Source organism: Paenarthrobacter sp. A20, assembly GCF_024168825.1.
Classification (GTDB): Bacteria; Actinomycetota; Actinomycetes; order Actinomycetales; family Micrococcaceae; genus Arthrobacter.
The window spans coordinates 142483-163572 of sequence record NZ_JALJWH010000001.1; the positions used below are offsets into that span (position 1 = coordinate 142483).

Below are 21090 nucleotides of genomic sequence, written 5' to 3' on the forward strand. Positions count from 1 at the left end.
ATGGATTCGCTTATTCACTCATTGCGTGACGTCACTATCCGCAGCATTTCGGTCAGCGAGATGAACAACAACGTCTACCTGTTGACCTCAAAGTCCACAGGTGGGCAGCTGCTGATCGACGCAGCAGACGACCTCCCGGCTATTCAGCAAATGCTGGAAGACAGTGCTGCCGATTCGTCGGCCCCCACCAAACTGGTCAGGATCGCCACCACTCACCAGCACTGGGACCACGTCCGGGCCCTGCCGGAATTGGTCGCCGTTACCGGCGCGACCACCTCAGCCGGAGCGGACGACGCCGATGCGTTGCCGGTTCCAGTGGACGTCCGGCTTAGTCATGGCGACGTTGAGCGCTTTGACGACTTCGAGATCTCAGCAGTCCACTTGCGTGGACACACCCCGGGCTCGATCGCTTTCGTGTACCAGGATCCAGACGGGCCTGCCCACATTTTCAGTGGAGACTCGCTGTTTCCGGGAGGCGTCGGCAACACACAGAAAGATCCTGCACGCTTCACTTCACTGTTGAACGACGTGTCGGAACGACTGTTCGACGCCTATCCGGACGAAACCGTGGTGCACCCTGGCCATGGATTGCCCACGACCCTTGGCGCCGAGCGGCCACACCTTGAGGAGTGGCGCGCCCGAGGCTGGTGAGTCGTTAGCGGCCGCGACGCTCGTTGGAAGCGGGAGCCGATGCACGACGCGGGCCACTGCGGGCCGGACGACCTGCGCCGGAGCCACCGCGACCGGAGTTGCCGGAGGCACCCGAACCGTAGGATCCACCGGACGTAGCGCCCGTGGCGGAAGACCATACGGCCTTGTTTCCACCGGTGCGGGTGCTCGTGGTGGATGCCGTGCGCGGAGCCGAAGCTGAGCGCTGGCCGGTAGCCGGACGACCGCTGCGGCCGTTCTGCCCCTGCGAGCCGGGAACGTCGTTGCGGTGCGTGGAAGCTGCCTTGCCGCGACCACGTGAGCTGCGGGCGACGTCGTCGTTCGCTGCTGCGCGGCGATCGGCACGGTTGGTGTCCGTACGAACCGGCTCAGCCCCAACCTTGCCGCGTCCGCCGCGACCGCCACGGCCACCCGCGGTGGGAGCAGCCTGCGTGGAACGGCGTGCGCGCTTGCGCTGGGCGTTGGCGCCGGTGGACGTGCCGCCACCCTGCGGGGCTTTCGCCGCGAGGAGAGCTGCACGGGTGCGGGGGTCAACCTTGTCCGCGATGTCGCCCACCAGGTCAGCAACCAACGGGGAGTTGGCGGTCACGCGTTCAAACGAAACGTCAACGCCGGCAGCCTTCATGAGCTTCTTGACGTCGCTCTGCTGCTCGGGGAGCGTCAGGGTGACCACGGTGCCATCGGAACCTGCGCGGGCCGTACGGCCTGAGCGGTGCAGGTACGCCTTGTGCTCTGTGGGCGGGTCCACGTGGATAACGAGTTCGACGTCGTCAACGTGCACGCCGCGGGCTGCGACGTCGGTGGCCACCAGGACGCGGACGTCACCGTTGGAGAACTCGGCAAGGTTACGGTCGCGGGCGTTCTGCGACAGGTTGCCGTGGAGGTCGACGGCGGGGATGCCGGCGTCGGTCAGGGTCTTGGCAAGCTTGCGGGCGTGGTGCTTGGTCCGCATGAAGAGGACGCGGCGGCCGGCGCCGGAGGCCAGTTCGACGATGAGCTGCTTCTTGACGGTCTGGTCGTTGACCACCAGGACGTGGTGCTCCATGGTGGTGACAGCGGCCTGGGGATCGTCCACGGAGTGCGTCAGCGGGTTGGACAGGTAACGGTTGACCAGCTTGTCAACACCGTTGTCCAGCGTTGCGGAGAAGAGCAGGCGCTGACCCTGGGTGGGGGTCATGTCCATAAGCTTCTTGACGACCGGGAGGAAGCCGAGGTCGGCCATGTGGTCGGCCTCGTCCAGCACGGTGACCTCAACGGCTTCGAGGGTCAGGATGCGCTGGCGGATCAGGTCTTCGAGGCGGCCCGGGCAGGCGATGACGATGTCGACGCCGGCGCGCAGCGCCTTTTCCTGGCGTGCCTGGGAGATGCCACCGTAGATGACCGTGGTGTTCAGGCCCATGGCCTTGGCCAGCGGTTCAATGGTGGCGTTGATCTGGGTTGCCAGTTCACGGGTCGGTGCAAGGACCAGGCCCATGGGGCGGCCCGGCTTGCGGAAGTGCTTTGCTTCGCGCTCGGCCAAGCGGGCCACGAGCGGGATGGCGAAAGCAATGGTCTTACCGGAGCCGGTGCGGCCACGGCCCAGGACGTCGCGGCCTGCGAGGGTGTCCGGGAGGGTCTTCACCTGGATGGGGAATGCCTCTTCGATGCCATCTGCGGCGAGGGATTCAGCAATGGGCTTGGGCGTGCCAAGGGCAGCAAAAGTAGTCATAAACTTCATGTCTTTCGGGCGGTGTCCAAGTGCGGACATCGGCCCCCGACGCCGGTTGGGCCAGGGGTTCGCCGAGGAAAAGTCAGGTGATCTACCGGTTCGCTGCAACAGCGGTGGCCGGGACCAAATAGAACGCGTTCATCGACGCAGGATGTGCCTCTCACATGAAAAATGCCCCGTCGCGCAGCCTTTCAGGCCACCTGCTTCAGGGCGTCACCGCACATCAAGTGTTCCTAGCTTAGCAGTGTTTCCACGATGGACCCTCATCGGGGCAGCTCGGGGCCCTTCTTGTGGGGCCCGCTTTGCGCCCTTCCGGGCTCGCGAAGCGCGCAGAGCAGGCCCCACAACGGGTCAGGAGTGGCGCGTGAGCTCGGGTTCAGCGCTCGAGGCGTCGGATTCGGATGCGGCAGCCCGGGCGGCGACGCGCGGCGCAATCAGAACCCCGACGACGGCGATCACCGCCGTCAGCGCGAAGACCCCCGCAAACGAGTTCGTCGTCGTAAATGCAGCGAAGACGAGTCCCGTGGCGGCGAGGGACAGCGCGCCGCCGAGGGAATCGGAGATGGACATGGCGGCGCTGTTGAAACCTTGGTTTTCCGGGGTGGAAAGGGCCAACGTCATCACAGACAGCCTTGGGTACATGAGCCCCATGCCGCCACCAGCCAGGATCCAACCAGCAATGGCCACGGACGCGGGCAGAGCGAACGCTGCGGTCACCAGGGTGGAGATCACGGCAATCAGCACCAGGGCAGCACCGACTTTCACGGCAAGGTCGTCGGCCAGCTTGGCGCCCAACCGCCCTTGGATGGCCGACGCTCCGGCCCACGCCAGCGCGGCACCGGTCAGTGTGAGCCCGGCGAACGTCGGCGTGAACGCGTAGCGCTCCGTCAGCAGGTACGGCAGGTACACCTCGGCCCCGAAGAATGCTGCCGAGGCAAGCCCGCGAACCAGGATCACGCTGGGAAGGCCGCGACGTGCAGTCAACGTTCCGCGCGGCACCAGCGGGCGGACAGCCACCAACGCAATGACAAGGGCGACGACGGCGATCACCCCGCCCACGCCCGGCACCTCCGCGGACAGGTTCAGTCCCAGGACGGCCAAGGCTGCCAGCGCTGCCCATCCCATGCGACCGAAGGCCCAGGGGACGGGTTCGGCAGCGGGTTCGGAGTCCATTCCCCGCACAGCCGGAACCACCATCAGCAATGCCGGAACAACCAGCCCAACAACACCCAGGAACACCCAATGCCAGCTGCTGAGCTGGGCAACAACACCTGCCGCAAACGGGCCAACCAGGGAAGGGACCACCCAGGACGCGGCAAAGGCGGCAAAGATTTTAGGGTGCAGCGCCGGCGGGTACACGCGTGCCACCAACACGTAGAGGGCCACGGTCATCGCGCCGCCGCCCAGTCCCTGCACCAACCGTCCGAGCACCAGGATTTCCATGGTTCCTGCCGTGCCAGCGATCAGCAGTCCCGCCACAAACAACGCCACGGAGGAGTACAGGGGCGCCGCCGGACCACGACGATCGGACCAGTTGCCCGCCGCCACCATGCCCATCACACCCGTTGCCAGCGGGCCCGCGAAGGCCAGTGCATACAGGCTGGCGCCGTCCAGGTCGCGGCTCACGAGCGGCATGATGGTGGTCACCGCGAGGGACTCGAACGCGCTGAGGAATACGAGCGCGCAAGCCCCCACGGTGGCGAGCAAGTATGGGCGGCGCAGTATCCCGGCCGTTGAGGTGTCAGAGGTCATGGACGTCAGCCTAGAACCTCAACTAATGTTGAGGTCAATCCACCACCCCTGCCAACGGAGGCAACGCCATGCCGCCAGTCGATACCCACCGGCCCCTCACTATCGGTGAGCTGTCCGAGCGGAGTGGAGTGTCGCCGTCGGCCCTCCATTTCTACGAACGCAACGGACTCATCGAAGCGGAGCGGACAGCAGGCAACCAGCGGCGGTATCGCCGCGACACGCTGCGGCGCGTCGCATTCATCAAGACCTCGCAGCGCGTCGGCCTGCCGCTCAAGGACATCCGCGAGGCCTTGGACTCCTTGCCCGACGGGCGAACCCCTACCAAGCGCGACTGGACCAAATTGTCCCTGCGGTGGCGCAAGGAACTCGACGAGCGGATCGCGGCCTTGCAGCACCTCCGCAACGACCTGGACGGATGCATCGGCTGTGGTTGCCTGAGCCTGAAGTCGTGCACGTTGCAGAACCCGTCGGACGAGCTGGGCGCTTCAGGGGCCGGAGCCCAGCGGTGGAACTTGCCGGAATAGCAACAAGCGTTGCCTTTCGCACGCGGCTCACGGCACGCTTGGCTTATGACTGAACACACTCACGACGCCGGCACTCACCAACGCGGACACCAGCACGAGGGAGCCCAGCAGGGCGGCCTGAACCTCCATGAGGACGCGGACAATGCCGTGGACATGTGGGACGGAATGTATCGGGAGCGGTCAAGGGTGTGGAGCGGGAATCCGAACCCGCAACTCGTGGCAGAAGCGGAGGGCCTGAAGCCGGGCAAGGCACTGGACCTGGGCTGCGGAGAGGGCGGTGATGCCCTGTGGCTCGCAGGGCAGGGCTGGACGGTCACCGCGTTGGATGTGTCCGCCGTCGCGCTTGAACGGGCAGCCGCACACGCAACGGAGACCGATCATGCGGACCGGATCACCTGGCAGCAGCAGGACCTTACTGAGTGGGAACCGGAGCCGGTCTTCGATCTGGTCTCGGCGCAGTTCCTGCACTCGCCCCTGCTGCCATGGCGCGAGTCCGTGGCAATGGCAGCGGCCGCTGTGGCACCGGGCGGCACTTTGCTGGTGGTGGGGCATCACCCACACGGGCTGCCGTCGTGGAGCCACCACCACGACTCCGGCATGTTCTTCACGCCCGAGCAGTTGGCCGGCGAGCTGCGCCTGGATCGCGAGCCGTGGTTCGTCAATATCCTCACTGACCGCGAACGTACGATTACCGGTCCCAACGGCGAGTCCGGCACCACCTTGGACACCGTCCTGAGGGCAACCAAGCACGCCTAGATACCATCGGGCAGCAGCTCCCCGTAGGGCGGAACCACTGTTCCGGTGGCGGTCGAGTCCGGGTTCAGCATCCACCCGACGCGCTTTGCCGTGTTCAACATGACCACGCTCTCCACCAGGACTATGCCCGGAATGCGCTGCTGGATGGTGAGCTCCATTTCCATGACATCGGCCAGCGAGCGCAGCCACATGATCATGGTGAAGTTGGTGCGGCCCGTGGTGGACGCGGAGAAGCGTATGTTCCGGATAGCTCTCAGTTCCGTGGCGGCGGCTTCGTGTTCGCCCGCAGGAACGTTCGCGAACCATTGGACTGTGATGGGGAAGCCGGAAAACTGCTGGGCAATTTCGCAGCGGAAGGACAGCATCCGGCTGTTGAGGACCCGCCCCAGTTGGCGCTGAACCGTGGCGGGGTTGCGTCCCAGCGCGCGGGCGATCTCCGCCGCCGTTGCGCGGCCGTCACGCGCCAGGAACGGGATCAGCGCCAGGTGGCTTTCCGGGAGCGGGACCACGATGGTGTCGGGCGCTGAAGGGTTGGCCGACTCGGGTCCGGCGAGCGCCCGCAGTGCCTGTTGTTCCGTCTTGGTCAGGAGGTTGAGCCGCCAGGCGTAGCCGCTGGTGTGGATCCGCGTGCAGAGTGCCGTGTGGTACTTGATGAGGCCCCGGATTTCCTTGAGCCTCGGCAACAAATGCGTGCTGAACTGTTCAAGGTCCTGGGTGATGACCGTCAGGGTGAGGTCGCGGTTGCTGGCGGCTTCCTCCACGGTGATGACCTCGGGAAGTTGGGCAACCGCGGCCGTGACGTCCGGCCTGAGGTGCATTTCGCAGTCGATATCCACCATGGCCAGGCACATGTCCTTCGGATCCCCCATGAGGTGGGCCGTTGTCCACGCCGCTCCGGCCGCCCGCAAGCGCTCCCATCGGGACGCCAGGGTGGTGGCGTGGACGCCGAGGACTTCGCCGGCGTCGGACCAGCTGATCCGGGGTGATATCTGCAAGGCGTTGATCAGCCGCAGATCTTCTTCACTGAGCTCCATGAGCCGATTCTCTCAGAGTGCTGCATGATTCCTGTCATATCCATAGGTCATGCGCATATTTCCAGATGTTTTGAGCAGTGTGAAACAGGTCACCCCAGAATGGCCTAAGGAACATATTCACCGGATAGACCAGGAGCACAGATGACCATCGCTGCCGACGCCAAGGAACTACGGGACGACATCGTCCGCCTCCGCCACGACCTCCACCGCGAACCGGAAATCGGCCTGCAGCTCCCCCGGACCCAGGAGAAGGTACTCAAGGCGCTGGACGGACTGCCGTACGAGATCACCCTGGGCCAGGAAACGACGTCGGTCACCGCGGTTCTGCGGGGCGGCGCGGCTCACGCTTCAGCTGAGACGCCCGTGGTGCTGCTGCGTGCCGACATGGACGGACTTCCGGTACAGGAAACCACCGGCGTGGACTACACCTCCCGTGTGGATGGCGCCATGCACGCTTGCGGGCATGACCTCCACACCTCCATGCTCGCTGGCGCTGCCACCCTCCTGGCTGAACGCCGCGATCAGTTGGCCGGCGATGTGATCCTCATGTTCCAGCCCGGCGAAGAGGGCTTCGACGGCGCGAGCTACATGATCAAGGAAGGTGTCCTTGACGCTGCCGGTCGCCGCGCGGACACCGCCTACGGAATGCACGTGTTCTCCTCGCTGGAACCGCACGGCCAGTTCGTCACCAAGCCGGGTGTGATGCTCAGTTCTTCGGACGGACTCGTGGTGACAGTGCTGGGCGCCGGAGGCCACGGCTCTGCCCCCTACTCGGCAAAGGACCCCGTCACGGCAGCCGCCGAGATGGTCACCGCCCTGCAGGTCATGGTCACGCGCCAGTTCAACATGTTCGATCCCGTCGTCCTGACCGTCGGCGTTCTGCACGCAGGAACAAAGCGCAACGTGATTCCTGAGACCGCCCGCATCGAAGCCACCATCAGGACCTTCTCCGAAGAGTCCCGCCGGAAGATGATGGAAGCAGTACCCCGGCTGCTGCACGGCATTGCCGCAGCCCACGGTTTGGAGGCGGACGTGCACTACCAGGAGGAATACCCCCTCACCATCAACGACGAGGACGAGACCACCACCGCCGAGAAGGTGATCGCCGGAATGTTCGGCGAGTCCAGGCACACTCGGATGGCCACTCCGCTCAGCGGTTCCGAGGACTTCTCCCGCGTCCTGGCCGAAGTTCCCGGCACGTTTGTGGGCCTCAGCGCCGTTGCCCCCGGCGCCGACCACACGACGTCGCCGTTCAACCACTCGCCCTACGCACTGTTCGACGACGGCGTCCTCACCGACGGCGCCGCACTGTATGCAGAGCTCGCCGTATCCCGTATCGCCGCCCTCGCCGGCAACTAACTCCCCTCCCCACTTTGGAGAACCACATGACCACCACCGTAGGAACGTCCCCCGACGTCAAGGTCCACAAGTCGCACATGCGCACGCTGGTCGGCACCGGCATCGGCAACGCCGTTGAATGGTACGACTGGGCAATCTACGCCACGTTCTCGCCATTCATCGCGAGTGCCCTGTTCAGCCAGGCAGACCCAACGTCAGCTGTGCTGTCCACCTTGGCGATCTTCGCCGTCGGGTTCGTTGCCCGTCCGTTCGGCGGGTTCGTGTTCGGCTGGATCGGCGACCGGATCGGGCGCAAGACGTCCATGACCGTCGCCGTTGCACTGGGCGCGGTGGGCAGCCTCCTCATCGGTATCGCACCGACCTTCGCTGCAGTTGGTGCCTTCGCCTCGGTAATGCTGCTGGTGGCCCGGCTCATCCAGGGCCTCGCCCACGGTGGTGAGTTGCCGTCGTCGCAAACGTACTTGTCCGAGATGGCACCCAAGGAACACCGCGGCTTCTGGGCGACCCTCATCTACACCTCCGGCACGGCAGGCATCCTGGCCGGCACCCTGCTGGGCGCGATCCTGACCAACGTCCTGAGCAAGGACGAAATGAACGCCTGGGGCTGGCGTATCCCGTTCCTGATCGGCGGCGCACTGGGCATCTACGCGTTGTTCATGCGGGCCAAGATGAAGGAAACCGAGGCTTTCGAGGCCGAGGCTCCGAACGAGAAGCGCCTGCCGATCCTGCCGCAGATCATCAAGTACCGCAAGCAGGCTTTCCAGGTCATCGGCCTCACTGTGGGCCTGACCGTTGTCTACTACATCTGGGGCGTGGTGGCGCCGAGCTACGCAGCAACATCCTTGAAGATGGACCGCGGTGAAGCCCTGTGGGCCGGTGTGATCGCCAACGTGGTATTCATCGCTGCCCTTCCCTTCTGGGGCAAGCTGTCGGACCGCATCGGCCGCAAGCCCGTGATCATCGTCTCTGCCGCCGGCGCCGCCCTGCTGCACTTCCCCATGACGTGGCTGCTCAAGGACTCGCCGTGGCAGCTCGCAGTGTCCATGTCCGTGATGCTGTTCTTCATCGCCGGCAGCGCTGCAATCGTCCCGGCGGTCTACGCAGAACTGTTCCCGACGCACATCCGCACCATCGGCGTCGGCGTTCCGTACTCCATCTGCGTCGCTGTCTTCGGTGGCACGGCTCCGTACCTGCAGACGTGGCTCGGCACCATCGGGCAGGGCTACCTGTTCAACGTCTATGCGGTGATCCTGCTGCTGGTGGGCATCGCGTTCGCCTTCTCCATCCCGGAGACGAAGGGCAAGGACCTGACCGTCTAGCTACTCCGGCTTTCGTTGCGAGGCCCGCTCTGCGCTCTTCCCTGGGTTTTTGGGATGCAGAGTGGGCCTCACAACGTTAAACGAAGCGGTCGCGGCCTGCCCGGTATCCGAAGAACGCGGCCAAGGATCCCACCACCAGGAACAGGATCCCGGCTGCCGCGAATCCGCCCGTTGCCTGGTGCAGTTGGCCTACCATCAACGTGCCCAGTGAACCCACCCCGTAGCCAACTCCCTGCATCATCCCGGACAGGTGCGCGGCAGTGTGGGCGTCGCGGGTGCGGACCATGATCATGGTCAAGGCCACGGCAGTCAGCGATCCTTGTCCCAGCCCGTTCAACCCGGTCCATACCCAGATGAGCTCGGTGGGGCCAAAGATCGTGAGCGCGAAACCACCGCCGGTCATGAGGGCCACCACCATGTTGATGATGCGCTGGTCCTTGAAACGCGTGGCCAGCGCCGGGGCAAACAGTGAGCCGAGCATCTGCAGCACAATCGACACCGAGACGATCAGCCCGGCCGTGCTCCCGTCGATCCCCCGGTCGCGCAGGATGGGCGCCATCCAGGCGAACACGCTGAACGACATCATGGCCTGCAGCACCATAAACAGGGTCACCTGCCAGGCCACGGCTGACCGCCACACGTTCACGCCGCCGTGGACTGCCTGGTGCCTGACCGACGGCTGGCGGATTGCCAACGGCAGGAAAAGCAGAAGTACGACGGCGGCCGGCACCGCCCAGAACCACAGCGCCGAGGTCCAGTGGCCGGTTGCCGTAAACACCGGATACGTGAACCCCGCGCCAAGGGCAGCCGAAGCGCAGATCGCAGTGGTGTACAGGCCGCCCATCAAGCCAAGCCGGTGCGGGAAGTCCCTTTTGACGACACCCGGAAGGAGGACGTTGCAAAGCGCTATTGCGGCACCGCAGGCAGCTGTTCCGGCCAGAAGTGCGGGCAAGTGACCCATGCCCGGGAACTCCACGGGCCGCAGCAGCAAGCCCATCGTGAGGACTGCCATGGCCCCCAAAAGCACGCGTTCAGCACCGAACCTCCGGGCGAGGATGGGGGCAAGCGGCGCGAAGACGCCCAGCAAGGTGACCGGCACCGTGGTGAGGACCACCAGCGACCAGCCCGGCAGGCCGGCGTCGGACGTTATTTCCGGAAGGACGGCGGAGAAGCTCGAGAAGACCGTGCGGAGATTCAGGCCGATCAGGACCAGACAGATGCCGAGGTACACGAGCCCGCGCTTGCCCCGTAGTTGCGTGGGGTCCGCGGCTGGCTCGTCGTCGATCTCGGCGTCCACCGCAATGTCAGGGAGCACGGATTTCTCCGGGTAGCCGGGGGTCTTGGAGGAGGTCACACGTCCTATTCTGTCAGCCACGGGTCTGGGATGCCTGATGGGGTCATCTCTGCGAGCATGCACTGCGTTCCCAGCCCGTGGTGGACAGCAATACGGGGGCATCCTCGTGGGCAGTAGACCATGCCGCGATGGCCCAGATACCTGGGCCATTCGGGGAGGGGAATCTATAGTTGTTTCACAAAGGGGGCGCCATGGAGTTGCTAGGGGTGGCAATTGCGGCAGGATTGCTGATCGTTGCGTCGATCGCGGTTTATCTGCGGAGGAGGACGAAGCAGCGGCGGCCGGTCGATTCGGATCCGGAGTCGGAACGTGCACTCCGGGATTTCCGCCGTGGAAAGACCCTTGGTCAGTCCCAGTACGGCGGGCTGGATAACACGGGCCACTGGAGGTAGCCGGGTATAGACCGGAAACGGAGCGAAAGCGCGAAGGCGTTGGTGTCATCACTGGACGCCATCAGCGAGATGGAGCCCAGCGTGCATTGCGGCGTACCGGGCACTCAGCGGCGGGCTCTGCAGAGCCGCCAGCCGGAACCAAAGTATTCTGGAAGCGATGAGTGAAACCCCAGATTCCCCGCGACCAGTCACGCCCGGCAGCCAGGCCTCCTTCGGCACCTACGGTGGCCGCCCGGTGAGCTTCGTGCGCCGAGGCACCCGTTTGCAGGGCCGCAGGCAGGCAGCGTGGGAAGAGCACGCCGAGCGCTGGGCCATCCAAGTTCCCCGGCACGTCGCCAACACCTCCGTACACCCGGACTACACCTTCGACGCCGAGGCCGTCTTCGGGCGCAAGGCACCCCTCATTGTGGAGATCGGTTCGGGTTTAGGTGACGCCGTGGTTCACGCTGCCGAGCAGAACCCGGACAAGGACTTCCTCGCGGTCGAGGTCTACACGCCCGGTTTGGCCAACACCATCATCAAGATCAACAGCCGCGGGCTGACCAATGTGCGTGTGGTGGAAGCCAACGCTCCCGAGGTTCTGGAGTCGATGCTCCCCGAAGGTTCGGTCAGCGAACTCTGGGTGTTCTTCCCGGATCCTTGGCACAAGGCCCGTCACCACAAGCGCCGGCTCATCCAGCCGGCTTTCGCTTCCGTCGCAGCCAAGGCCCTGGAAAAGGGTGGCTACTGGCGAATTGCCACGGACTGGTCCAATTACGCAGTGCACGTCCGCGAAGTGCTGGCGGATTCCACTGAGTTCGAGAACATGCATGAAGGCGAGCGCAGCGGCGAGGAAAGCCCGCTGACGCAAGTGTGGCAATCCGGCGTCGAATCCGTAGTCGGCGGTGCCCCGGTCAGGGAAGGCCGTGCGCCCGTCAGCACCGAACACACTGGCCCGAACGAAGGTGTGGACCAGGAAGGCGGCTGGGCTCCACGATTCGAAGGCCGCATTCGGACGAGTTTCGAAAACAAAGCCCACGAGGCCGGACGCATGATCTTCGACCTTACCTACCGCAAGATCTAGCCACGGACTTTTGGGGGAACCATGAGCTACCAGCCACCGATCGACTACTACCAGCAGCCCCAACGAACGGGTAATCGCGGCTTGGGTGCCGGCATCACGAGCATCATTGCCGCTGTCCTTTCACCCATCGCGGCTGTCGTCAGCATTCCCCTGGGCATCGCGGCCATCGCTTCGGCTATGAGCCGCTACAACCAGGGCAACGACGCGTGGTGGGTCGGTGCGCTGGTGCTGGCGGGCGTCGCGGTGGTGCTCGCCGTCCTTGCTGTGGTCTGTGGGCTGATCGCCGTATTTCGCGCCGGGCGCATGAACGCGGGGCGCATCACGGGCATCATCGGACTGGCGATTATGGCGGTCAACATCTTTGGCATCGTGTTCATGGTGTTCCTGGTGCTTGGCTCGGGCCAGGGGTTCTGATGCCGCAAGTCCGCGCGGAGCGTTTCATTCGGCTTGACCCTGAAACCGCCTTTGCCCTCTCCCAGACCACAGGCGAATTCCGGCTCACATGGGACCCATTCATCTCCGCGCAGGGTTTCCTGGACGGAGCCACGTCAGCTGGCAAAGGCGTGCGGACCCGGACTGTTTCACGCATGGGCTTGAAGATGGTCAGCGAGTACGTCTCCTACACACCGCCCAGGAACGTCGGCATGACTATGGTCTCCGGGCCGTGGTTCTTCGAGAACTTCGGCGGTGGCTGGCGGTTCACACCAGACGACGGCGGCACACGGGCAGTCTGGAAGTACACCTTTTCCTGCCGCCCGGCTTTCCTGAAGCCCGTGGCTGAGAGGATTGGGAGCTGGCTGCTGGGCCGGGAGATCGAGCGGCGTATTGAAGCGTTCGCCCGGGCCTGCGAGAACCCGGCGCTGGTGGCAGAACTCCGCTCGCAAGGCGAAGGCGTGCCCGGCAACGGAGTCACAGAGCACTAAGCCCTCTACGGCACCGAAATCGAGGCCACCGTCTTCTCTGCCTCGTCGCGAAGCTCAACGCCGGCAATCCCAGCCAATTGCACCGGAGTGGCGCCGGTGATCTTGATCCGGCCACTCGCGGTGGCCGTCCAGCCACAAGTGCGTTCCTCGGCGCCATCCCTGCCCTTCACCCAAAGGTAAAGTGTCCCTTCCAGCGGCATGGACCGGCCCTCGACCTCGAGCTCGGTGCCCCAATTCTTCTTCACCATGCCCACGGTCAGTTGCAATCCACTGTCCGACTGCACCGAGTAGCTCGCATCCGGTTTCGGTGGCTGGTTCAACAGCGGCCCGGCGAGGAAACCAACAGCCAGGCAGGCAGCGGCCACTGCACCCACCAAAGCCGCCCACCGGCGTCGTGATTTCCGCCTGCGGACGGACAAGTCCACCAGGACGTTCTCGGGAAGCACCTCGGGTTTCGGCTCCAGAGGCGAGAGCCCGTTCGGACCCCCAGCGACAGTGAGGGCAACCGCGTCAGCGGCAGGAACGGCGTCGAGCAATGCAGGCAGGCTTTCGAGTTCCTCGAGTTCGCGTCGGCACTCTGCGCAGGTGGCGAGGTGGTCCTCAAACGTGCGGGCTTCCTCGGGCTCGAGCCCACCCAGCAGGTAGGCGCCCAGTAATTGGTGGACGGAGTTGCCGTTCATCGTTCCACCCCCATTTCATCAAGGATTGTTCGGAGGGCTTTCACAGCATAGAAAGCCCGGGATTTCACGGTTCCCGCCGGGATGTTCAGCTGCAGCGCTGCCTCGCTGACGGTGAATCGTTGGTAGTGAAGGGCCACCAGGACCTCACGGTGCTCGTGACTGAGCCGGAGCAACGCCTCTTCCATGAGCACCCGGTTCAGGAGTTCGTCGACGCGTTCCCTCGCCGCATGATCCGGAAGGTCCTGCTCACCGGCTTCGACAGGGCGACGCTGCGCTTTCCGATAGTTGTCGATGATGACGTTCCGCGCCGTCCGGAAGAGGTAGCTTCGCAAGCTTCCCGTGATTTGCGGGGCGTGCTGCCACACCTTGAGGATGGTTTCCTGCACGACGTCGTCGGCCTGGTGGGCATCGGATGTGCAGCTGAGAACGAAGCGTTTCAGTGCAGTGCCGTGGTCACGATAGATCGCTGCCACGACGTCCTCGTCCAACGGCATAGACACCTCCCTCGCACTCTTTCCGCTGTCCCTTCGCCTATACGACGACGCGCATCCGGAAAAGGTTCAGGTCCATGAACCATTCTTCCCCCCTCGGCGTCGTAGGGGTTAGCGCCGGCCCATCCCGGCCGGCTCGTCAAAGGAGCTGGACATGAAGAAACCACTTAGCTTTGGATTCGCAGCATTGGTCCTGACTGCCGCATTGGCGGGGTGCGGCGGAAGCCCGGGAACCACCACGTCCACTCCTCCCGCAGCTACCTCCTCCGCGGCACCTCCCTCCAGCGCACCGGCCACCGCGGCCGCCGGAGCCGAAATGACGGTTGCATCCTCCAGCGCAGGTCAGATTGTGGTGGACAGCAAAGGCATGAGCCTCTACTTCTTCACCAAGGACGTCAAGGACTCGGGAACCAGCGCGTGCACGGAAGCCTGCCTGGCGGCTTGGCCTATTTTCACCACGACGTCGGACGCCCCCACTGTTGATGGCGTCACCGGCACAGTGGGAACCATCTCTTCGCCGGACGGCAAGGAGCACGTGACGCTCAACGGCATGCCCCTGTACTACTACGCCAAGGACAAGGCGCCCGGCGACGTCACGGGCCAGGGCGTGGGCGGCGTCTGGTACTTGGTGAGCCCGGCTGGGGAGATGATCAAATAGCCCTTTGCCGTTGCGGTCTGCCCCAACGGTCGCCGTCTTCAGGCGAAGTCGCGCGAACGACGAACCATCTCAGCTAGACTGCAAAGCCACTCAGTGGGGAGAGAAATGGCAGAACAGAAAGCAAACGTCCGACGCCCGACCCTGGCGGCCCTCATCACGCAGGAGGTCGCCTGGCTCCTCGGGTTCCTGGCCATGATGCTCAATGCAGCCGACCATGGTCCCAACTGGATTTGGATCGGCCTGCTTACCTTGTGGCAGGCCATGATCGTCTGGCAGTTGGTCAAACTCCGGCGCGGTCAGCGCCGATCCACGTAGCCTGAAATCGCCGGAAACGCGTCGAGACCGCCGGAACGCTACGGCGATTCCGCAGCGTTCCGGCGATCAGCCGCGGCGAAAGGTTTAAGCGTCCGCGAATTCCTCGGACTCTTCGAACTCCACGGCTGCGATGATTTCCTTCGTTTCCGGGTGGATCATGAAGGCCTCGTCGTCGTCCTCCACCATGATGTAGTCGCCGTGGTCCGTGGCGAAGTGCCAGGCCAGGGTCTTCACGCCGTCGTGCTCGTAGTTGGGATCGCCCATGGTGATCTTTTCCAAGGCATATCCGGCCACGTCGCACAGTTCGCGGATGATGACCTCAAACTCGGGGGCGTTGGCGAGGGCTTCTTCCTCGGCCTCGACCTGGCGCTCGGCGAGGTCCGGAATCAACGCGACGCGCTCGGCGATGTGCAATTCGATTTCTTCGTCTGTCAGGACCAGCAGGCCCGACTGGTCGCGGAGGTACGCAGCGTTGAGGTCGATGATGTCCTCTTCCTCGAGCAGGGCTTCGAACTCGCCGTCGAGCTCGTCCAGCACAACCACCGAAGAAGGCGGAGTTTCGGACTCGTCCAGTTCGCCGTCGAGGTATGCCTCTGCTTCGTCCTCTGTCAGCGCATCGAACGTGGCCGCGGTGCGGTTGAAAAGGTCAAGGTGCCGGGTGGCCCCCATCCCTTCGAGACCGGCGCGGACATAGGCGTCCACTTCTTCACGCTCCGGCGCGGTGAAGACGTATTGGGCAAATCCGCCGGACAGCGCCTGCGTCAGGTAGAAATCCACAAAGAAACTGTTGAGCGCAGCGGGTGCGATTTCGTCGCTGTTGAGGAGCTCCTGATACATCTGGTTCACGACGTTGACGTTGGAATCCACAACATCCGCATTGCCGGCTTCGAAGCTGGTCTTGTTCAGGACGACGGGGTACTCGTTGGTAGTCATGGGGAATCCTCACTGCTGAAAGCTGATGGTGCTCCGGACACTTTCAACGTACGCGTGGGAGCGGCGCGGCAATCGAGGATGAGGTTAACGGAGGGCGAAGTTTGGGAGCCGTTTTCTGCTGACTAAGATTGAACAGATAACCTCCTGCCGAAAGTAGCCCTACGCATGCCGTCCCACACAGACGAAAACTGGGAACTGGCCATTCAGACTCCTGCCATAACGGACCGCTCGCTCGCGGCCGGACTGGCCTATGCCATGGGCAGCCGCGTGAACGGGATTTCTTTCGACGCCGCCACGGGCCTCCTGATGGGCAAAGTCCGCGGCACCGGCCCACAGCCGTATTCGACGTCGGCGAAACTGGTCCGTAAGCCCAGCGGCTGGAGCTGCACCGTGGGTATCTGCAGTTGCCCGGTCCGCAAGGATTGCAAGCACGTCGCCGCACTGCTCTTCACGGCCGAAGACCACCCCACCATTCGTGCCCAGCTCCTGTCACAGGCTCCCGGGATCCAGACGTCGCGGGTGGGTTCGGGCCAGCAGGGAGGCTCGGCACGTCCCGCTTGGGAACAAGCCCTCAACAGGCTGATCGCGAAACCCGGCACGGCCCCCAGCGCTGCAGGTATCCAGCTTGCGCTGCAGTTCGAAGTGGAAGAGCCCGCCGCCCACTTCTCCTACACAGGCCGCCGTGACCCCATGCGCAGCGTCCGCCAGCTCAAAGCCCGTCCCGTCATGATGGGTGCCAAGGGCAAATGGATCCGGGGCGACGTCTCCTGGAACAACCTCAGCTACGTCAGCTTCCGGCGCGAATTCAATGAAGTCCACGTCGAATGGCTTCAGACTTTCCTCGCCGCACACGGTTCCAGCAACGGCCGGCAACAACCGTCCGGGGCCATGTGGCTGAGCCTGAACGACTTCGCGGCCAAGAATCTTTGGACCCTCCTTTCCGATGCCACCAAGGCGGGCATTCCGCTCATTCACTCGGCTGGTAGCGAACCCGTCCGCGTTGAGTCGCAGGCCGCCGTCGTCGGACTGAGTCTGGCGCGCCTGGACGCGAACGGGACGGAAAGCACAACCCCCGACGGCGGCCTGCAGCTCGCGCCGTCAGTCACCGTAGCCGGGGAGCCGGTTGATGCCGCGACCGTGGGCTTCCTTGGCAAGCCGGCCAACGGAATCTTCTTCACGCATTCCGGGGAAACGTTGCCGGGAGTACCGCAGCAGAAGAACCTCATCACGCTGGCCCCGATCGAGGGCGGCATCACTGACGAACTGCTCGAGTTCGTCATGGACGGCCAGACACTTCAGATTCCGGCCGAGGACGAAAGCCGGTTCCTGACCTCGTTCTACCCCAAACTGCGGCAGTCCACACCGGTCCAGGCCGCTGATGAATCCGTTGAGCTGCCCACCTTGGCGGTCCCCACGCTGTCCCTGCTGGCCAATTACGGCAACGACCACAAGGTCCGGCTGCACTGGGAGTGGCACTACAAGTCCGGCACGCTGGTCACGGCACAGCCCCTATGGCGGCACCCCGATGACCGCGGCTACCGCGACGATCCTGAGGAAGCCCGCATCCTGGAATCGCTGGGCCGGCCGTGGGACGTTGTTTCAGCGCTGGCCGAGTCTGCCACGGGCGGTTGGGGTACACCGCGCCTCGCTGCATCGGTGGAACTTGGTGGTCTGGACACCCTGGCGTTCACCGAAGAGGTGCTGCCCGCACTCAGGGAACTGCCCGACGTCGTGGTCGAAACCTCCGGTGACATCGCTGATTACCGTGAGGCCGCCGAGGCACCCGTGGTGTCCATTTCCACCAAGGAAACGGCCAGCGGCGACTGGTTCGACCTCGGCATCGTGATCACCCTCGAAGGCGAACCCGTCTCCTTCGCCGCAGTGTTCTCAGCCCTTGCAGCCGGGATGAGCCGCATGCTGCTGCCCAGCGGCGCGTACTTCTCGCTGGACCTGCCCGAGCTGCACCAGCTGCGCGCACTGATCGACGAAGCCCGCTCCCTGCAGGACAACCCGGACAACAAGGACGGCACCCTGCAGATCAGCCGCTTCCAGGCCGGGCTCTGGGACGAGCTCGCCCAGCTGGGGATCGTGGACGAACAAGCGGCCGCGTGGCGTGAGGCTGTGGGCGGATTGCTCGACGACGGCGTGACCGGCCTGCCGCTGCCGGCCGGCCTTAACGCTGAGCTGCGTCCGTACCAGTTGGAGGGTTTCAACTGGCTGAGCTTCCTGTACAAGCACAGCCTCGGCGGTGTGCTTGCTGACGACATGGGCCTGGGTAAGACTGTGCAGGCCATTGCGCTGATTTGCGCGGCGAAGGACCTGGCAGCGGAGACTGCCGCTGCCGCCCAGGGTGACTCTGTTGAGGTAACTCCGCGCGCTCCCTTCCTGGTGGTTGCCCCGACGAGTGTCGTGAGCAACTGGGCGTTGGAAGCGCAGCGGTTCGCTCCCGGGCTCGTGGTGCGGACCGTCGGTGAAACTTTCGCCAAGAGTGGCCAGTCCCCTGTCGAAGCTCTGGCGGGCGCCGACGTCGTTATTACGTCTTATGCCCTGTTCCGCATTGATTACGATGCCTACGCGTCGTTCCACTGGGCAGGACTGATGCTGGACGAGGCGCAGTTCGTCAAGAACCACCAGTCCAAGGCCTACCAGTGCGCGCGCAAACTGCCAGCCCGTTTCAAGCTGGCCATCACGGGCACGCCGCTGGAGAACAACCTCATGGAGTTCTGGGCGCTGACGTCCATCGTGGCGCCGGGACTGTTCCCGAGCCCCAAGCGGTTCGCCGAGAACTACCAAAAGCCGGTCGAGAAAAACGGTGACTCGGCGCAGCTGGGCAAGCTCCGCCGTCGTGTCCGTCCACTCATGATGCGCCGCACCAAAGAGCAGGTCATCAAGGACCTGCCGCCCAAGCAGGAACAGATCCTTGAGGTGGTGCTGAACCCGCGGCACCAGAAGGTCTACCAGACGCACCTGCAACGCGAGCGGCAGAAGATCCTGGGGCTGATCGATGACGTGAACAAGAACCGCTTCACGATTTTCCAGTCGTTGACGTTGCTGCGGCAGCTGAGTCTGGACGCGTCACTAGTGGATTCTTCGTTGTCCGGCGTGCGGTCCTCGAAGCTCGATGTGTTGTTCGAGCAACTGGAGGACGTCATTTCCGAGGGCCACCGGACGCTGATCTTCAGCCAATTCACGGGGTTCCTTGGGAAGGTCCGCGAGCGCCTGGACGAAGAGGGCGTGGAGTACTGCTACCTCGATGGCAGCACCCGGAACCGTGGTGATGTGGTGAGCGAGTTCAAGAACGGTGCCGCTCCGGTGTTCCTGATCTCGCTGAAGGCCGGTGGCTTCGGGCTCAACCTGACCGAGGCCGACTACGTGTTCCTGCTGGATCCTTGGTGGAACCCGGCGTCGGAGGCACAGGCTGTGGACCGCACGCACCGCATCGGGCAGGCCCGGAACGTCATGGTCTACCGGCTGGTTGCCAAGGACACCATCGAGGAGAAGGTCATGGCGTTGAAGGCCAAGAAGTCGCAGCTGTTTGCAGATGTGATGGAGGGCGACGCGCTTGCCGGTGGCTCGTTGACGGCGGATGACCTGGCGGCGCTGTTCGCGGAGTGACCTCCCCGAACAGCGCGCGCTGGTTCAGTCGACCCGTGTGGAAGCTGACTGAATGATCTTGGCGAGGTCGCGGGGGCGGCTCCACATGGGCCAGTGCCCCGTGGGGAGGTCAATGACGTCGAGATTTTCGATGTTCGCGACTTCAGCAAACATGGGATGGCCCGTTCTGGCTAGTTCCAGCACCTGCGCGCCAGGGATCGAGCAGCACACCAGGGTGGTCCGGATCTGGCGACGGGCATCGTTCATGAGTTCGACGGGCTGACGCAGCACGGGGCCAGGCTCCGGGACGGCCCGGGCACGAAAACGCTCGAGGACTTCCATGCTCAGGCCTTCGAGACTTGCCTGCTGTGCGAGGACTTCGAAGGACGGCAGCGGGAGCTCCATCACCCCTTCCGGGAGATCCGGGGCGAACACGCTCCCTGTTGCCAGAGGACCTGAGTCGACCCACACCACCCGATGAACAAGCTCAGGGTGTCGGTCAAGGACAAGGCTGACAGGGCCGTTCGCCCCACTGTGAGCCACGATAGTAGCGGGCCGATCTTCGGAAACCCCGTAGTGCGCAAGAATTTCCAGGACGGCCGCAGCTTGATCGTCGAGGGTCTTCGTATCCCGCTCAGGATCGTCCCCATCGAGACCGGGGAGCGTCACCGCAACTGCGCGGGAGTGGTCCGTTTCCAAATGTTCAAGGACTTCATCCCACGCCCAAGCGCCCAGCCAGTGGCCGGCGATAAGGATGATGCCCGGACTGCTTGTAGTAGTTGTCATGTCACTACCCTCGCAGGCGCTACGGACAAAGGTATGTCACTATTTATGTCATGAATTTGATGCGGGCTGACAGGTGAAGCGTGCAGAACGCCTCCATGCTCTCTCCGAGTTGCTGCGTCGCAGCGGAGCGCGGGGGGTCTCCGCCGAGCGGCTGGCCGGAGAGTTCGAGGTATCCGTGCGCACAGTCAAGAGGGACCTGGATGCGTTGGAGAGCAGCGGTGCGCCCGTATGGTCGCGCCCAGGACCTGGTGGTGGGTACGGGTTGGCCGCTGGCGCTTCCCTGCCGCCTGTCAGCCTGTCCCCAGCGCAGGCCGTTGCGCTCATGGCAGCCGTGTCCGCTGCACCCGACGCCCCTTATGCCGATCTGGCAGCAGCCGGGATCCGGAAGATCGTAGATGTCCTCGATCCCAAGACCCGGGCAAGAGCCGACGAACTGGCGGGCCGGGTCTGGGTGAATGCGGCTGCCGCTTCTTCGCGCACCATCAGGTCGGCTCTGGAGGAGGCGATGTCCGAGCAACGAGTCATCCGCATGCGCTACACCTCGGGAGATGGGAGCACCACCACCCGCGACGTCGAACCCGTGCTGTTCGCCTCAACGAACGGCCAGTGGTACTTGGTTGGATGGTGTCGACTTCGCGACGCCATGCGGTGGTTCACCGTAGCCCGCATCGAGCGAGCCAGCGTCACCAAGACGGCTTGCAGCGGCCACACCATCCACGAGGTCGGGGAACCTCCCGCGAACGCCAGACCTGTGCGCGGTCGGGGCGTGTGAGTCGCTCC

Annotated in this window: 20 protein-coding genes; 12 read left to right on the top strand and 8 right to left on the bottom strand. The window is 64.3% G+C overall.

The annotated features are described in order from the left end of the window. Positions 1–651, top strand: coding sequence for an MBL fold metallo-hydrolase (locus tag J3D46_RS00705; protein WP_231338340.1), 651 nt, complete (start codon positions 1–3; stop codon positions 649–651). A gap of 4 nt (positions 652–655) precedes the next feature. Here J3D46_RS00705 and J3D46_RS00710 read toward each other — a convergent pair whose 3' ends face one another. Together J3D46_RS00710 and J3D46_RS00715 are read right to left on the bottom strand one after the other, a co-directional pair. Further along, positions 656–2377, bottom strand: a complete 1722-nt coding sequence (locus J3D46_RS00710; RefSeq protein ID WP_231338341.1) for a DEAD/DEAH box helicase — start codon at positions 2375–2377, stop codon at positions 656–658. A gap of 351 nt (positions 2378–2728) precedes the next feature. Next, the gene (locus J3D46_RS00715) at positions 2729–4129 is read right to left on the bottom strand and encodes an MFS transporter (protein WP_231338342.1); all 1401 of its coding nucleotides are present in this window, start codon (positions 4127–4129) and stop codon (positions 2729–2731) included. Positions 4130–4197: 68 nt separating this feature from the next. On the opposite strand from J3D46_RS00715, the gene soxR reads away from it, so the two are divergent. Together soxR and J3D46_RS00725 are read left to right on the top strand one after the other, a co-directional pair. After that, positions 4198–4653, top strand: coding sequence for a redox-sensitive transcriptional activator SoxR (gene soxR / locus J3D46_RS00720; RefSeq protein WP_231338343.1), 456 nt, complete (start codon positions 4198–4200; stop codon positions 4651–4653). A gap of 45 nt (positions 4654–4698) precedes the next feature. Beyond that, positions 4699–5409 (top strand): cyclopropane-fatty-acyl-phospholipid synthase family protein, encoded by a 711-nt coding sequence (locus J3D46_RS00725; protein ID WP_374110756.1) that lies wholly within the window; start codon positions 4699–4701, stop codon positions 5407–5409. Here the strand turns inward: J3D46_RS00725 and J3D46_RS00730 are convergent. Continuing rightward, positions 5406–6443 (bottom strand): Lrp/AsnC family transcriptional regulator, encoded by a 1038-nt coding sequence (locus J3D46_RS00730; RefSeq protein WP_231338345.1) that lies wholly within the window; start codon positions 6441–6443, stop codon positions 5406–5408. The two genes, J3D46_RS00725 and J3D46_RS00730, sit on opposite strands and share 4 nt — an antisense overlap. 141 nt (positions 6444–6584) lie before the next feature. Here J3D46_RS00730 and J3D46_RS00735 point away from each other — a divergent pair, with 141 nt between their 5' ends. Further along, entirely contained in the window at positions 6585–7802 is a 1218-nt protein-coding gene (locus J3D46_RS00735; RefSeq protein ID WP_231338346.1) for a M20 family metallopeptidase, read from the top strand. 26 nt (positions 7803–7828) lie between these two features. Beyond that, entirely contained in the window at positions 7829–9121 is a 1293-nt protein-coding gene (locus J3D46_RS00740) for an MFS transporter (RefSeq protein WP_231338347.1), read from the top strand. A 76-nt stretch (positions 9122–9197) separates the two neighbouring features. Here the strand turns inward: J3D46_RS00740 and J3D46_RS00745 are convergent, their stop codons facing one another. Further along, a complete protein-coding gene (locus J3D46_RS00745) occupies positions 9198–10475 on the bottom strand; it encodes an MFS transporter (protein ID WP_231338348.1) in 1278 nt (425 codons plus the stop codon). A gap of 549 nt (positions 10476–11024) precedes the next feature. Between J3D46_RS00745 and trmB the strand changes: the two genes are divergently transcribed. From trmB to J3D46_RS00760, 3 genes are read left to right on the top strand one after another with little or no spacing between them, the layout of a single operon-like run. Continuing rightward, positions 11025–11930, top strand: coding sequence for a tRNA (guanosine(46)-N7)-methyltransferase TrmB (trmB, locus tag J3D46_RS00750; RefSeq protein ID WP_231338350.1), 906 nt, complete (start codon positions 11025–11027; stop codon positions 11928–11930). Positions 11931–11951: 21 nt separating this feature from the next. Then, a complete protein-coding gene (locus tag J3D46_RS00755; RefSeq protein ID WP_231338351.1) occupies positions 11952–12344 on the top strand; it encodes a hypothetical protein in 393 nt (130 codons plus the stop codon). Further along, positions 12344–12853, top strand: coding sequence for a type II toxin-antitoxin system RatA family toxin (locus tag J3D46_RS00760; protein WP_231338352.1), 510 nt, complete (start codon positions 12344–12346; stop codon positions 12851–12853). Before J3D46_RS00755 ends, J3D46_RS00760 begins: the two co-directional genes overlap by 1 nt. A 5-nt stretch (positions 12854–12858) precedes the next feature. Here J3D46_RS00760 and J3D46_RS00765 read toward each other — a convergent pair whose 3' ends face one another. Beyond that, entirely contained in the window at positions 12859–13533 is a 675-nt protein-coding gene (locus tag J3D46_RS00765) for a zf-HC2 domain-containing protein (protein ID WP_231338353.1), read from the bottom strand. Further along, complete coding sequence (locus tag J3D46_RS00770; protein WP_231338354.1) at positions 13530–14027, bottom strand: sigma-70 family RNA polymerase sigma factor; 498 nt, start codon at positions 14025–14027, stop codon at positions 13530–13532. The genes J3D46_RS00765 and J3D46_RS00770 overlap by 4 nt, the downstream gene beginning before the upstream one ends. Before the next feature lie 151 nt (positions 14028–14178). Here J3D46_RS00770 and J3D46_RS00775 point away from each other — a divergent pair, with 151 nt between their 5' ends. Both J3D46_RS00775 and J3D46_RS00780 read left to right on the top strand, forming a co-directional pair. Further along, a complete protein-coding gene (locus J3D46_RS00775; protein ID WP_253464588.1) occupies positions 14179–14682 on the top strand; it encodes a hypothetical protein in 504 nt (167 codons plus the stop codon). 105 nt (positions 14683–14787) lie between these two features. After that, a complete protein-coding gene (locus J3D46_RS00780) occupies positions 14788–14997 on the top strand; it encodes a hypothetical protein (protein ID WP_253464591.1) in 210 nt (69 codons plus the stop codon). 84 nt (positions 14998–15081) lie between these two features. On the opposite strand, the gene J3D46_RS00785 is transcribed toward J3D46_RS00780, so the two are convergent. Continuing rightward, the gene (locus J3D46_RS00785) at positions 15082–15930 is read right to left on the bottom strand and encodes a hypothetical protein (protein ID WP_253464594.1); all 849 of its coding nucleotides are present in this window, start codon (positions 15928–15930) and stop codon (positions 15082–15084) included. A 165-nt stretch (positions 15931–16095) separates the two neighbouring features. Here J3D46_RS00785 and J3D46_RS00790 point away from each other — a divergent pair, with 165 nt between their 5' ends. Next, positions 16096–19545, top strand: a complete 3450-nt coding sequence (locus J3D46_RS00790) for a DEAD/DEAH box helicase (RefSeq protein WP_253464597.1) — start codon at positions 16096–16098, stop codon at positions 19543–19545. A gap of 24 nt (positions 19546–19569) precedes the next feature. Here J3D46_RS00790 and J3D46_RS00795 read toward each other — a convergent pair whose 3' ends face one another. Further along, positions 19570–20310, bottom strand: coding sequence for an alpha/beta fold hydrolase (locus J3D46_RS00795; RefSeq protein ID WP_253464600.1), 741 nt, complete (start codon positions 20308–20310; stop codon positions 19570–19572). Positions 20311–20383: 73 nt separating this feature from the next. Here J3D46_RS00795 and J3D46_RS00800 point away from each other — a divergent pair, with 73 nt between their 5' ends. Continuing rightward, positions 20384–21082, top strand: a complete 699-nt coding sequence (locus J3D46_RS00800) for a YafY family protein (protein ID WP_253464603.1) — start codon at positions 20384–20386, stop codon at positions 21080–21082. The last annotated feature ends 8 nt before the right edge of the window (positions 21083–21090 follow it).